The following is a 14,687-nucleotide window of genomic DNA, read 5'->3' as shown; positions in this document are numbered from 1 at the left end:
TCTACTCGATCCACTTACGTTGCTCCACCACTGCTGGCAGCTGAATTCCGCCTTTTGTTAATCGCATGCACGCCCATGACCACTGCAATTAATTCATACGTGTCCAGTTGTTCCGACTGGTTGTCTAATACAAATGCCCCAGAACTAAACCAGCCGCTGGTGCGACGAAAACTGGCCACGATGCGGCCGCCACTGCCACTTATATCATATTCCTGCGAAAATGCTGGAGCAGACACATCATACGTACCGCGTGATCCTGCATCATACTCATACTTTTTGCTGAAGAAACTAAATCTCGCTCGCAATACGCCCAGATGTCTCCCATCGGCTGCAGTGATATCCCAACGATTGGTTAACATGCGGAATTTGCCACTGCAAACCAATCCCGAGTTATCCGATACATCGAGCGAAGAGCCAAAAACACTTTTCAAATCGAGATGCCCGGCCTGTTCCTGATTTGGATTCATGATCTCGGTGTAACCCGCATTAAAAAAGTTATCCCTAAAGTATAGTTCCATAACGATTGCTCCTTTCCCTTACATATCCTTTTGTTCTGTTTAACCTAATCTCGCATCGAGCACACAATATATCTATATATACGTATAATTAATGGTAGTGGATTCAAAATATGGATTAACACTGGATGTAAAAAAAACGAGCAACCCTGGTTGCTCGCATCACGTTCAAGTTATCCTGTCATCAGACTTCGACTTTTTTGTTGTTCAGATAAATGGTAGCCCACACCAAGATGACCGCCACAATGACTTCAAATACAATGCTTACCCACATGCCGTCCGACCATAATACGCCATTGGCTGTGATTGCAATACCTGTACTTTCTTCCGTATACCGGAACATCTCATTTGGACTGAAGCGTCCAGTCGTAATAATATTCTCCAACCAGCCAATCAGATTAACGAGGACAAAGAATGCAACGATTCCGATCCATGGTCCCGTTTTCCAGCGGAAGCTGCCTGCAATCGAGATCGAAAGGAAGATAATGACGGTCATGAATACCATAACCCATGCGCTAAACAGCAACAAACTAATATAATCCGAAACATGCAGACCCGAAAGATCAATATTGCTAGCCATGTTCATTCTGAGCTTCATTGAAATATAGATGTAGGCATGAGTCGTAAAAATAATGACTAACCCCAACCCGCAAAGTAGTCCAAAGATCAAAGGAGACAACACATGTGATAGACCCGTTACGGGTAACAGACGGCGATTATAAGAGCGGATATTGGACGTGTATGTTTTAATCATTTTCACATAAATAGCCACACCAACTCCAACATAACCCATAATGCCAAGCACAATCCCTGTGACCTCAGACACGAAAAGGGAAAGCCCTACTTGAGCGATAATCAAAATAACTAGCCCAGCCAGCAGTGTATTCCAGTTCCTTCTAAAGTCATACTTCAATAATGTCATCATTCCGCATAGACCTCCTTGAACATCTCATCCACACTTTTCCCATATTTCAGACGGAGCGTTTCCACTTCTTCCCGCATCACCAGTTGACCTTCACGAATGAAGACCACTTCATCAAAAATCCGTTCGATATCATTCACCAGATGTGTGGAGATGATCAGACTGCTCTCTTCATCATAGAATTTGACGATCGCATCCAGAATCTTGCCACGCGCAACCGGATCTACTCCGCCAATCGGTTCATCCAGCAAATACAGACGAGCCTTACGAGAAAGTGCCAGTGTTAGTTGTAGTCGTTCATTCATCCCTTTTGACAGATGCCGTACCCGGTCACTCTCGACAAGATTCATGAAGTCCAGCATCTCCCGTGCCTTCTCCTCATCAAAATCAGCATAGAAATCGCGATAGTACGAAATCGCATCCCGCACTCTCATCCACTTTTCGGTTAATGGACGATCCGGCATAAATGAAACCAGTGACTTCGTCTCCAGCCCCACAGGCTTACCTGTGACTTGAATCGTTCCACTGCTCGGATGCAGCAAACCTGCAACCAGCTTCATGAGCGTACTTTTGCCACTGCCGTTGCTACCCAGCAGACCTACGATTCGCCCTGGAGCAATATCCAAAGTAATATTACTGAGCGCTTTCTTATTGCCATATGTTTTATTGATCTGGTTCAGTTCAAGGATGTTACTCATGCGTTGTTCCTCCCTTTCCTTCCGCAACGGCATCGGCTACGATGGATAAGATATCCTGCTCTTCAATCCCCAGTTCCTGCATTCCGGTCAGAAAACGTTCCAGTAATTCACCGGCCATCTCTTTTTTGATCGTCATAATCTTCCGCTCCTCACTGGTCACATATCTGCCCAAGCCCCGTTTGGTTTCGACCACTTCTTCCCGCTCAAGCTCCTGAAATGTCCGTTGTACTGTATTTGGATTGATCTGTAGTTCGGCCGCCAGTTCACGAACCGAAGGAATTTTGTCACCTGCTTGAAGTGTCCCGGTTACAATCTGTCTTTTGATGTACTGCATGATCTGCAGATATATCGGTAAGTTGTTATCAAATTCTATAGTCACAAAGCTCTCGCTCCTCTCTGTACTGGTGTGTTAGTTACATAGTACACTAGTGAAATAGTGTTGTAAAGCCCATTTGTTATAAATATATAATCGCTCAGTTGATGAGTAAGCTTTGGTTATCCAAATACATACAAAAAAAGAGCAGATCGTGAAGATCTGCTCTGCATAACTCATTAATCGTATTGTCATCTCATTCATATGCTTATCCGATAAAGTAGAACCAGCTACACGATATCTAAAGGTACCTTACCTTTAGGCGCAGCGAATGCCTCATCCAAACGGGTCCGTTCCTCTGGTGTCAAAACGATATTCACTGCTGCTGCATTGTCTGCCACATGATTCAGCTGTACCGCCTTGGGAATCGCCAGCACATCTCCGTCCCTGATCACCCAGGCTAATGCGATCTGCGAAGTCGTAACTCCTCGATCCTGTGCAATCTCCTGAATGACTAGATTCTCCAACAATTCACTTCGAAGTCTGCCACCCTGTGCCAGTGGACAATACGCCATTACAGGAACGTTACGTTTCCGCATCCATGGAAGCAGATCATGTTCAATACCACGCGAAGCTGCATGGTAAAGCACCTGATTCACCATGCACCGAGACCCCTCCGGCAGACTCCATAATTCCTGCATATCCCTTGTATCCAGGTTTGAGACACCCCAACGCAAAATTTTACCGGATTGCTTCAATTGTTCCAATGCCTGAACCGTCTCTTCAAGTGGTACTCCTCCCCGCCAGTGGAGCAAATACAGATCCAGACGATCTGTACCAAGACGCGTGAGACTACGCTCACAAGCGGTAATCATCTGCTTGCGATCTGCATGATGGGGATATACTTTGGATACGAGAAAAACGTCATCACGCAGGCCCGAGATGGCCTTTCCCGTAACGACTTCTGCCCCACCTTCTGCATACATCTCCGCTGTATCAATCACGGTCATTCCAAGTTCAATACCGGAACGTAGTGCCCGTACCTCCTCTTCCTGGCTAGATTGCTTCTCCCCCATGTACCATGTGCCTTGTCCTATCGCAGGCAGGGCAGTTCCATCCGGAAGCAGAATCGTGCGTGTTTGATTACCATGCATCATCTATACTCCTCCATTCTGAAGACTTATGGACATTGTAACCTCTCTAACGACGATTATACGAATCATAAATCATGTTATCACTCACATGCCTCCAGTGGTTCATCATCATGATATACAACTGATCCAGTGACATTGTGAGGCTACTTTGGGCAACGCTGATGGTTGCATCGACCATATTGCTGTTGACCGTCATCAATTTGCGTTTCATCCCGTTCTGGCGATCCAGAAAAGCTTTCTCGTCCCGCAATTTGACCCCGATCATTTTCTGTCCCATCAATTCATACATAAAAATATTCTCAACGTCTCTCCAGGCCACTGCCCCTCCTGCGGTATAAGAAGATGCATCCACAAACCCATCCTCATCGATCACAAAAGAGGGTTCCTTCTTAATCATCTTTACCAAACTGTAGCAGAAACATAGCCCAAAAAACAAAATGGATAGAAGTCCAATCACATCCGAAAGGATGGAATCATTCGTAACTGAAGAACGATCAAAAATCAAAAAAAATCCGGCTGCCACAAAGAGTGCCGCCCCTGCCGTAAGCCACGCCATTCGTTTCCGGTTTGGATATTCTACATGCTGCTCATAGGATGTGCTCAACGTGACGTTCCTCCTCCATTGCGACTGAATCATACAAGTTCTATATAAACGAATGGTCATGAACCAAATACCTGAATGTTGAACAGGAATTGCATTGTACATTAAACCAAATTCACCAATGTTAAACATTAAATTAAGACCATTTTTCGTCATTTCTGCGCTTATTCAACATTAGGATTCGTCATCCTTCGAGCAAATCCTTTTAACACACCTATATGAATTGAACAAAGAATGTTTGCACTGACCACTCCGATGACAGAACAACCTTCCGATCGCTGTTATCCCCAGATTTTTCGATTCCACTTTTTCAAAGTGAAAATCCGGGGATAGCCTATGCTTCCGATGCAGCTTTCTTACAGAAAGCTTTTAGGCGAACGCTCCGCTTCTTCAGGTTATTTCTGTCCCCTCCATTGTCACCCTTATTGTCCTGCCCCTAGCTTTCCGTTAATATAAATGGAAAGGTTAGGAAATTAACCAATTCTAATTCATGGTGGGAGGACAAACAATGATGAGTCAGCGCGGCATAACAGCGGAAGATCTTTATCAGATTACATGGGTTAATGATCCAACTCCGTCCCCTCAAGGCGGACAACTGGTATATGTAAGCCGGAAAACGAATGAAGCACGTGACGGTTATTGTTCTCACCTAAGGCTGCTGCATCTGGGAAGTCAGAAGGACAGGCCTTTTACCTCTGGAGAGAAGGATCATTCCCCTGCCTGGTCGCCAGATGGGTCTCAGCTTGCTTTTATACGAGAGGTTGATGGTAAATCCCAAGTGTGGATCATTGCAACAGATGGCGGAGAAGCACGGCAAATCAGTCACCTGAAAAATGGCGTCAGTTCCCTGCTCTGGTCACCAGATGGTCATACCTTACTTGTGAAATCATCCGTGGATATGAGCGGACAAGAAGAATTAGAACCTACAGATCCTATAAACGATAAACCCAAACTGCTGCAAGAACATGTTGTTGACCGGATTCGAATGAAATCAGATGCCAGTGGATTGTGGAAAGGAAGACGTTCCCATCTCTTCACCATCGCGCCGATTGACGCGTACGCGGAAGCAACCCCGGTAACTTCAGGTCATTATGACGTTGGAGACTACGCCTGGTCCCCGGATGGAACATCCATCGTATGGATCACGCAAATGCCTGAAGAAGGCGAGGATCATAATGATTATACCCTGACTAATCATGTGTACCTTGCCAAAGCAGACGGATCGGATGTGCAGCAGTTAACCCCGGAAGGATATACGTTCAGCCGACTGGCCTTTGCACCGGATGGACAATCCATTGCACTGCTCGCCAGTGACCGTTCCTATGGAAATGCCACACTTGTGAAGCTGTACACCCTTCCAGTATCAGGTGGTGAACTCGTATGTCTGAGCACGGATTGGGACGTACAGTTGAATCACAGCATTGTTGGCGACATGCGATCACATCTGACAACTACGGGGCCATTATTCAGCAGGGATGGTTCTTCAATCTTCTGTCTGGCGACCATCCATGGTAGTGTACGCATCGCCAAATTCGCACGAGACGGCAGCAGTGCCGACTATATATGGCCTGACGAACGGGAGATTTATCAATTTGCCGAATTGGAAAACGGGCAGATCGTTGCTGCTGTTGCCGATACACGAAATCCTGGTGATCTCTATATGTATGAACAACCGGAAGATCCCGGGGTAGAACCGGTTCAGCTCACCCGCAGTAATCCACAGCTTGAGGATGAGATCCACCTTAGTACACCGGAAACCTTCTGGTTTAATTCCTCAGATGGCCTGCGTCTGCAAGGATGGATCATGAAACCTCATGGCATGGTCGACGGGGTCAAAATCCCGACCATTCTGGAGATTCATGGCGGCCCGCACATGATGTATGGTTTTACATTTATGCACGAGTTCCAGATTCTCGCCGCACAAGGCTACGCTGTTGTGTATATCAATCCACGCGGAGGGCTCGGATACGGGCAGCAATTCGTAGATGCCTGTCGCGGAGATTATGGCGGTGGCGATTATCGCGATCTTATGGAGAGCGTGGACTATGCCCTATCCCAATATGAGTTTATCGATGAATCCAGATTGGGCGTAACCGGGGGCAGTTATGGTGGCTTCATGACCAACTGGATTGTTGGACACACGGACCGCTTTAAGGCCGCTGTTACCCAACGTTCCATCTCCAACTGGTTATCTTTCTATGGCGTCAGTGACATTGGCTATTTCTTCACAGAAGATCAGATTGGGGGTAACGCGTGGGATGACACGGAAAAGCTGTGGAAACATTCCCCGCTCGCTTATGTCGGCAACGTTAGTACTCCGCTGCTCATTTTACATGGCGAACAGGATCTGCGGTGTCCGATTGAGCAGGCCGAGCAATTGTACATTGCGTTGAAACGACGCAAACAGACCACTCGTCTTGTTCGTTTCCCAGGTGCCAACCACGAGTTATCTCGTGGGGGTCACCCCCACTTAAGAGTACGTCGTCTGGAGCATATTGCCGGTTGGTTTAACGAGCACTTGTAACGAACTAATATTTAGACTATTAATTACACTATTAATTTAGAGTATAGGACCAGATATAGATTAAACCCTAAAAGCCGTCCAATGAAATCTGTTATGATTTCAACGGACGGCTTTTGCTGTTCACCTTTTATAGAAGGAAAGATTACTCTTCGCCCCACACTACGGTGATTTCATTCAGATCCTTGTTGGTTGCAGACACCGAACCTGTGATCGTTACGGCATATTTGCCATCTTCACGACCCACGATGCTGAAGCCGTCTGCCTGGATATCCTGAGTGTTCTGGCTCAAGTTTTTGGTCTGGTAATAGTCTTTGTAGGATGTTCCAACGGTTAGCAACGTTTCTTTGGTTGTGTAGGTGAGGACTACTTTTTTATCGTTGCCACCCACATTACTCTCAATCAAGCTCGTAGCCTTCGCATCCTTCGGTAATGGGAAATCTGCTGGCAGATACTTGGACTTCACACCTTGAGCCTGTGTGTTCGTGCCTGTGGATGGTGAAGTTGATCCGCTGTTGCCTGTGGTTGTTGACCCACCGGTGGAGCTTGAGGAACCGATGCTTACTTTATTGTTCTGGGAATCATACTTCACTTCGGTCTTCAACGCATCTGCAATCGAACGAACGGGGAGATATGTACTGCCTTGATATGTAATTGGCGCAAGTTTTTTGCCCTGGTCACCTGTCGGTGTAAATTTCTGTCCGTTCACTTCGATGGCGAGCCCATGGTTTAGATAAGCTTTGATCGTCTCCAGTTGTGTACCTGCATATACACCTGCCGATCCGGTTAACACCATGCCAAACACACCCGCAGCAATCAACCACTTTTTGCTTTTCATCCCTAAACGCCTCCTGAGTTCAAATGTCAGCCTTATGCATAATACGATTCAAGACGATCGCTCGATGTACGCGAAAGACTCATGTAGTTATGCTCATCATGTATGGGCACGAGCTTATTCGGATAACAGCCCGTTGTTCCACCAAATGTTAGCAATATAATAGCATCTAACAAGAGGTTGTAAACGATAAATGGACAAAACAGGACCAAGGGCGTACAAAAATAGTCTTTGTTGTATGCCTGCTCTTCTCTGGCTCGTTAAGTTGTTCTTATATGAATAAAGTCCTGAATCCCGGACCATACATATGAAGCTAATCATACACGCACAACAGTTGCGAAATTAACCAATGTATTAGATAATTGTTTGTCGATTTGTGGTCGAAGGAACGGAACTCAAGGGGGATTTATACGATGAACAATAACAGTACATTTGATCAGTCTATTAACCGGATCTCTACCGGATCAGAAAAATGGGATGCACTTGAGGATATCTTCGGCGTTGCTGATGCGCTTCCGATGTGGGTGGCCGATATGGATTTCGCTGCTCCACCATCCGTTATTCAGGCCCTGAAAACACGGATGGAGCACGGGATTTTTGGTTATACAGTACGCACTGAGGCGTATCATGCGGCTGTCGCAGGATGGATGGAACGGCGCCACAACTGGAAGATTAACGATGACTGGATCGTATTCACTCCAGGTATTGTGCCCGCACTCAGCATTGCTGTACAACAATTCACAGACCCGGGAGATGCAGTGGTCATCCAAACTCCGGTGTATGCGCCCTTCTATGAAGTAGTGCGTGGTCAAGGCCGTGAACTGATGACCAATCCTTTGGTAGAGAATAACGGTCATTACACGATGGATCTGGAACAACTGGAATCCAGCTTGCAGACCGGTCGGGTCAAAATGCTGATTCTGTGCAGTCCTCATAACCCGGTTGGACGGGTATGGACTCGTGAAGAGCTTGAAGGACTTACGTCACTGTGTCTGCAATACAACGTACTGATGGTTTCAGATGAAATCCATGCCGATCTTGCTCATCAGCGCGGAACTCATACACCACTGACCCTGATCTCGGACGCCGTCTCTGATCTAAGTATCATCTGCACGGCTCCAAGCAAAACGTTCAACATTCCTGGCCTCTGCACATCCAACATCATCATCCCCAATGCCAAGTTGCGGGAATCGTTCGCGCAGGGTGTAAAAACGATGGGACTTGCCAATATCAGCACATTGGGGGCTGTTGCAACCGAAGCTGCTTACAATGATGCCGAGGAATGGCTGGATGAGTGCCTTGCCTATATCCGTGGAAATATGGAGTATGTACAGCAATATGTTGCGGAACATGTGCCTCAGATTAAAATGCTTCTGCCCGAAGCGACCTATCTGTTATGGATGGATTTCCGGGAGCTGAATATCCCACATGCACAACTATGCAACATGCTTCTTCATGAAGCAGGGCTTGCTTTCAATGACGGGAGTTTCTTTGGAACAGAGGGTACAGGGTTCATGCGTATTAATGTAGCCTGTCCACGTTCCACGGTTGAAGAGGCGATGCGCAGGTTATCTGCGTTGCTAAGCAATTTGTCGGGCAAATAAGCTGTCAGTTACATCAATGTACGTTGCGAACAGAACGTGTACTGTTCGTTAAATGGTGAATATTTGTCAATATAAAAAAAGGGGTGCCCCTTAGTCAAGTCCACGATTAACATTCATGGTCAATGACTTCACAAGGGGCACCCCTTTTGCATTCGATCATTTTATTTATTCGAACATAATTAAAATTACAGTCACATCGATATCGGCATCGGTGTAATTCTGTCGCACAACCTGTCCAACAAATCCCGATCATGGCTTATGATCAATAGCCCCAGATCACGTTGGCGAGCCACTTCCATCACGGTATGCCAGATCTGTGCCTGCGTGATTGCATCCAGCATGGTTGTCATCTCATCTGCGATCACATAACGTGTCGCTGTACCGAGTGCTCGCGCGACACAGAAACGTTGCAGTTCTCCACCAGATAATTCACTCGGCCTACGGTCCAACCAGGTTTGCTGAATACCCAATGCTTCGAGCAACTGTTCACTATGCACAGACGCCTCTTGCAACACGCGGCGCATCCGCCAGCGTGGATTCACGGCCTTCTCCGGGTGCTGGAACACCAGCTGAACCGGACATACTCCTGTACGTGGGAGTGGTTTCCCATTTAAAAGGACTTCCCCTGCCACAGGTTCGGCATATCCTGCAAGAATGCGACCAAGGCTTGTTTTCCCACAGCCACTTGGTCCCCACAAGCCAACCACTTCGCCTTGTTGCACCTGCATATTCATCTGCTGAAATACCCACGATTTCTGATCGTAACGGTAACTTATACTCTTTGCTTCAAGTGACATGGAAACACCTCACCTCTCCGCCTCGTATCTTACGAAGCTGAGGACGTTCGCGGGTACATGCTGCGGTTGCTGCGCTACACCGGGGAGCAAATGAACATCCTGCTGTAATCTCTTGACCCGCCAATGGCTGGGAGCCCGGAAGTGGTTGAAATCCATTCTGCGGCAACGCATTCCAGAGCGCTTTCGTATATGGATGACGCAGACGTTCTCCAATCCCCGTAAAATCATCAACCAGCGCCGTCTCTACATTGGCACCCGCATAAAATACAGCGATGCGATCGGCTGCCGTCAGGGCAGTCGTGACATCATGGGTAATCCACAGAATGCCTGCGCCATCATTCGCAAGCTCACGAAATTGCCTCATCGTCTCGGCCAACACTTCGGGATGAATACCTGGTGTCGGCTCATCGGCAATGATCAGCTTCGGCTGGCCTGAGGTCGCTGTCGCCATCAACACCCGCCTTGCCATCCCTCCGGACAACTCAAACGGGTATTTCTCGGCTGTTCCTTGAGGAAGATGATAACGATCCGTCAGCTCCTGCTCCGTCTTTTTCAAGTGGGATCGAGTCATGAATCTGCGCTTCCTTCCCACATCTCGGGTTACAGGCTGAACTTGCCTCCCCACCTTCATCAACGGGTCCAAATAACTGACGGATTGTGGAATCAACATCAGCTCGTCTCCACGCAGATGAAGCTGCCGCTCTGGGGTTAAAGGCTTGCCTTCATAGCTAATTCTACCTTCTAACTTGGCATTGGCAGGCAGAATGCCCATAATGGCCTGCGCCAGCACACTTTTACCCGATCCACTTGCACCTACAACAGCCACGATCTCGCCCTCGTTTATGGAAAGATTCAGATTCTGAATAACGTAAGTCTGTTCGTGTCCAAACCAACCACGAGCACGCCGAAATGACACCGATACTCCCTCAATATCAAGAAGAGCCATATTTACCTCACCTCCCTTGAACTACCTGTTCCCGTCATTGTCTTCAGACTGTTGCCCAATACATCAAACGCACGAACAACCAACAACAATGCCAGTCCCGGGAAAAAGGCGAGCCACCACATGCCAGCAGATAAATATCTCATCGACTCTGATAAAATAATTCCAATTGCCGGTTGTTGCGGGGACAACCCAAGCCCCAGAAACGTAATGGCTGCCTCATGCAGAATCGCATGGGGAAAGATTAGCAGCACGCCCACGAAAAGTTGTGGAACCAGATGTGGCAGCATATGCTGCACCGCAATTTGTAACCGTGATTGACCTAACTTATGTGAAATCTGAATATATTCTGCGGATTTCAGTTGAATCATCTCTGCTCGTACAATCCGGGCCAGATTCGGCCAGTGAGTCAGCGCAATCGCTGCCGCCACTCCTGCCAAACCTCCCCCAAATACAAAGGCCAGCATAACCAGCGATACCAGATGTGGCACACTCAGGAACAGGTCGATAATCCATGAGATCACCCGGTCAGCAGCCTTGCTTGAAGCGGCAGCCAAACCCAATAACATTGCGATCAATCCACCACCACATGCAGCAAGTAATCCCACTTGAATGCTGGTTGCCAATCCTTTTAACGTGCGCATGAACATATCTCTTCCGAGCCAATCTGTGCCAAATGGATGCGCCCAGGTTGGAGCCAGATTCCGATCCATTAATGAGGTTAGGGTAGAACCAGCGGGAAGTAGTCTGCCCGTCAACCACACAACGGCAATCCAGATCACCGCAAGGCTTCCCCAGATCACCGCTCTTTGGCGAGGATTGCGGAAATTTTGGTCTCTGGCACCCGCATAACCTATTCTCGTTTGGCGTGTTGTTCCTGTTCCTTTTCCAGTCTCAGCTTGTAGTAACCCCGGATTAATGTTGAACCTTACCTCTGGAGTCTCCGTTTTCACTTTTTGTACTGGGGATGTTTTTGTCGTCTGCTCAGAGGAGCGTTCTACCGTCTGCTTCATGACATCAGCTCCTCCTTCATCCGCGGGTCAATCATACGATACAGAATGTCGGCAACCATATTACCTGTAAACACAAAAATCGCACTGCACATCACAAGTCCAAGCAGCAGTGGAACATCTCCACGCAACCCAGCCTGAACCGTTGCCTGACCCAGCCCGGGATATGAAAATACCTGTTCTGCAAGCACAGCCCCACCAAACAGTTCACTGAACGAAGCAAACTGCAGCGTGATGGCTGGCAAAACAACATGTCTGAACCCATGTCGACGGAACAGCTGAAATCCACGCTCACCCCGCGCTCTTGCAAACAGAATATAATCTGACTCCAGCACATCCGTAAGCTTCTGCCGGGTATGCAAAGCGATGGAAGCTACCCCGGTCAAACTGAGGGTCAACGCTGGCAGAATCATATGAATAGCCCGATCTCCCCATGTGACCTGATCAGCCGACATGCCTGCGGGTACTCCAAGGCCAACTGGCAGCCATCCGAGCCACACCCCAAATACCATCAGCAGCAATAGTGCAATCCAGAATACCGGCGTGGAGGCCAGCGTATAACAATACCAGCAGATCAGGTGATCCAGCTTCGAATCCCGTCTCATGGCAGCAACTACACCAAGAGTGAAACCAATGATGCCGGATAACATCCAAGCTACAGCCATAAGCGCGACAGAATTCATGAACCGTTCCTGAATAATATCCGCTACAGGCTGTCTGTAGATCATCGAAGTTCCCAGATCTCCCTGAATCAGCGCTTGTCCCCAAGTCAGCAATCGTTCCATGGGAGATTCATTCAATCCCCAACGTTCTTCGATTAAACTGCGCTGTTCGGCACTTACCCTGATCATGTCTCCACCAATATAAGCTTCGATCGGGTCCACAGGAGAGAATTGCATTAATATAAAAGACAACACACTGACCCCAACCAACAGAGATACAAGTCGCAACAATTTAAAACCAACAAATCTAGCCCATCCATTCCTGCCCGTCATCCAATCTCTCCCCAATTCAGGCTAAAGCTACCGCTGAGCTTCTTATTTCGTGCTGTTATCCCAGGACCATTCCTCCAGATTGGATGTCACCGGCCAGCCGTGACCATGGGGGTGGATCTGTTGCTCGCCAATGTTCAGGCCGTTCTTAACAAGATACAGATGATCTATATTTACGAGCCATGCCCAAGGTGCATCCCCCTGATAACTGAAACCTGTTGTGCCATCCCATTCCGCTTTCTGCCAGAAAGGCAATGCCTCTTCCTCACTGGTTGCCTGAAGGGCCTTCTCCATCCATGAATCCACGACAGGATTACTGTACAGTCCTACATTGTAATATCCTTCTCCCTTGTGGGTACTGCTATAGAGGTTATACGTTTCCAAAGGATCATGACTGCCCCAACCAAATAATACAGCGTTGGAGTAAGCCATCTTTTTTGTCTCTTCACGGCTTTTGCCTTCAACATTGATCTTAATTCCCGCCTGGGCAACCATATCCGCAGTAGCTAACGCCAGAGATTGTCTTGTTAAATCACCTGCAAAATAAAGCAGATTGAACTCGGCCTTAACGCCGTTTTTCTCAACGATACCATCACCATCCGCATCCACCCAGCCACCAGATGCCAGAATGCGCTTTGCTTCTTCGAGATTGGCATCCGTAAATACAGCATCTGCATTGCTCCAAGGCAGATCATCACTGACGGAATACGCTGGACGACCGTACCCTTCCAGTACGCCCTCAACCAAAGCCTCACGATCAATCACAACGTTCACCGCTTGGCGAATCGCCAGATCAGATGTCACATCATTCCCTGCGGGAAGACCATCTCCCGACTTGGCACCAGCAGGTTGCATGGGGAACATGATGCCCCGGTTATCTACGGTTTTCACGGCCTCTAATGTCATGCCATTCACCTGTTGTTTGCTAAACGCTGCCGGGATAGCAGCGATATCCACCGTACCTGCCTGCGCAGCGGCGTAGGCCGCATCTTCATCCAGATAGAGGAAGGTGAGTTTGTGGAATGCAGACTTGTTACCATAATATTCTTCATTGGCTTCCACGATGGCCTGTTGTCCTTTGTCCCACTGTACCAGCTTGTACGGCCCTGATCCGACCGGATGTTCCGCATAATCAGCACCATAGGCGTGTTCAGGTACAATGCCAAGTGTCGTCAGCAGACTGATAAATGTAGACTGCGGCGACTTCAATGTGAATACAACCGTGCTATCATCCGGTGCCTTCACATCAGCCATATTCGTCAAATCAATCACAGATCCACTCTGAGCAGCCGTATCAAACGTAAATTTTACATCTTCAGCCGTAAGTGGCTCCCCATCAGAGAATTTTACATCGTTCCGGAGTGTAACCGTCCAGGTCAGCCCATCTTCACTAACTGAGTATGCCGTAGCCAGGTCGTTAACCAGTTGTAACTTGGCATCCCGCTTCAGCAAGGTACTCTGGAAAAGTGGTGACCCATATTGCCCCCATCCGGTTGTTGGATCAAACCCACCTTCCGGCTCGGTGCCAACGGCCAGCACCAATTCGTCTTTGGTTAAGGCTCTACCTGACTGTCCATTCTCTGCTGATGAAGCTGTTGGCGCTGTGCCCTGTGCACAACCAGATAAACCAATGGAACATACTAGCAAGATGCCTAATCCTGTTCTAACTTTTCGTTTTCCCCATTTCCATGAAAATCTGCCCATTCTGGTCGTTCCCCCTCTAAAGTTGTGCTGCACTCACTTATTTCGTGTTACTTTTTAGAGAAATTGTAGCACAAAATA

14 protein-coding genes are annotated in these 14,687 nt (G+C 47.8%); 2 read left to right on the top strand and 12 right to left on the bottom strand.

Annotated features, from left to right (window positions below; all coding sequences use genetic code 11):
- Window positions 1-14 precede the first annotated feature (14 nt).
- The 6 genes from V6669_RS05675 to V6669_RS05650 all read right to left on the bottom strand — a co-directional run bounded on the left by V6669_RS05675 (window position 15) and on the right by V6669_RS05650 (window position 4,206).
- Window positions 15-518, bottom strand: a complete 504-nt coding sequence (locus tag V6669_RS05675; protein ID WP_091034173.1) for a hypothetical protein — start codon at window positions 516-518, stop codon at window positions 15-17.
- A 181-nt stretch (window positions 519-699) separates the two neighbouring features.
- A complete protein-coding gene (locus tag V6669_RS05670; RefSeq protein ID WP_338591601.1) occupies window positions 700-1,440 on the bottom strand; it encodes a hypothetical protein in 741 nt (246 codons plus the stop codon).
- The gene (locus tag V6669_RS05665) at window positions 1,437-2,135 is read right to left on the bottom strand and encodes an ABC transporter ATP-binding protein (RefSeq protein ID WP_338591598.1); all 699 of its coding nucleotides are present in this window, start codon (window positions 2,133-2,135) and stop codon (window positions 1,437-1,439) included. Before V6669_RS05665 ends, V6669_RS05670 begins: the two co-directional genes overlap by 4 nt.
- Entirely contained in the window at window positions 2,128-2,514 is a 387-nt protein-coding gene (locus V6669_RS05660) for a GntR family transcriptional regulator (protein WP_036606428.1), read from the bottom strand. The genes V6669_RS05665 and V6669_RS05660 overlap by 8 nt, the downstream gene beginning before the upstream one ends.
- Before the next feature lie 224 nt (window positions 2,515-2,738).
- Window positions 2,739-3,605: an aldo/keto reductase gene (locus V6669_RS05655; RefSeq protein ID WP_338591594.1), complete on the bottom strand. Its 867-nt coding sequence runs from the start codon at window positions 3,603-3,605 to the stop codon at window positions 2,739-2,741.
- Between the two features lie 43 nt (window positions 3,606-3,648).
- A complete protein-coding gene (locus tag V6669_RS05650; RefSeq protein ID WP_338591591.1) occupies window positions 3,649-4,206 on the bottom strand; it encodes an STM3941 family protein in 558 nt (185 codons plus the stop codon).
- A gap of 505 nt (window positions 4,207-4,711) precedes the next feature.
- Between V6669_RS05650 and V6669_RS05645 the strand changes: the two genes are divergently transcribed.
- Entirely contained in the window at window positions 4,712-6,727 is a 2,016-nt protein-coding gene (locus V6669_RS05645; RefSeq protein WP_338591589.1) for a S9 family peptidase, read from the top strand.
- Window positions 6,728-6,869: 142 nt separating this feature from the next.
- On the opposite strand, the gene V6669_RS05640 is transcribed toward V6669_RS05645, so the two are convergent.
- Window positions 6,870-7,562, bottom strand: a complete 693-nt coding sequence (locus V6669_RS05640; protein ID WP_338591586.1) for a stalk domain-containing protein — start codon at window positions 7,560-7,562, stop codon at window positions 6,870-6,872.
- A 410-nt stretch (window positions 7,563-7,972) separates the two neighbouring features.
- Here V6669_RS05640 and V6669_RS05635 point away from each other — a divergent pair, with 410 nt between their 5' ends.
- Window positions 7,973-9,163: a MalY/PatB family protein gene (locus V6669_RS05635; RefSeq protein ID WP_338591584.1), complete on the top strand. Its 1,191-nt coding sequence runs from the start codon at window positions 7,973-7,975 to the stop codon at window positions 9,161-9,163.
- A 191-nt stretch (window positions 9,164-9,354) separates the two neighbouring features.
- Here V6669_RS05635 and V6669_RS05630 read toward each other — a convergent pair whose 3' ends face one another.
- The 5 genes from V6669_RS05630 to V6669_RS05610 are packed head-to-tail and all read right to left on the bottom strand — an operon-like array spanning window position 9,355 to window position 14,609.
- Window positions 9,355-9,960, bottom strand: coding sequence for an ATP-binding cassette domain-containing protein (locus tag V6669_RS05630; protein ID WP_338591582.1), 606 nt, complete (start codon window positions 9,958-9,960; stop codon window positions 9,355-9,357).
- Complete coding sequence (locus V6669_RS05625) at window positions 9,950-10,906, bottom strand: ABC transporter ATP-binding protein (protein WP_338591580.1); 957 nt, start codon at window positions 10,904-10,906, stop codon at window positions 9,950-9,952. The genes V6669_RS05630 and V6669_RS05625 overlap by 11 nt, the downstream gene beginning before the upstream one ends.
- 2 nt (window positions 10,907-10,908) lie before the next feature.
- On the bottom strand, window positions 10,909-11,916 hold the full coding sequence (locus tag V6669_RS05620; RefSeq protein WP_338591577.1) for an ABC transporter permease: 1,008 nt from the start codon (window positions 11,914-11,916) through the stop codon (window positions 10,909-10,911).
- Window positions 11,913-12,908, bottom strand: coding sequence for an ABC transporter permease (locus V6669_RS05615; protein ID WP_338591575.1), 996 nt, complete (start codon window positions 12,906-12,908; stop codon window positions 11,913-11,915). The genes V6669_RS05620 and V6669_RS05615 overlap by 4 nt, the downstream gene beginning before the upstream one ends.
- Window positions 12,909-12,950: 42 nt before the next feature.
- On the bottom strand, window positions 12,951-14,609 hold the full coding sequence (locus tag V6669_RS05610; RefSeq protein ID WP_338591573.1) for an ABC transporter substrate-binding protein: 1,659 nt from the start codon (window positions 14,607-14,609) through the stop codon (window positions 12,951-12,953).
- Window positions 14,610-14,687: the final 78 nt, after the last annotated feature.

Source organism: Paenibacillus sp. Y5S-9 (genome assembly GCF_036894235.1).
Classification (GTDB): Bacteria; Bacillota; Bacilli; order Paenibacillales; family Paenibacillaceae; genus Paenibacillus.
Note: the sequence above shows the minus strand (reverse complement) of the source record. Positions and strands in the feature narration are given on the sequence as shown.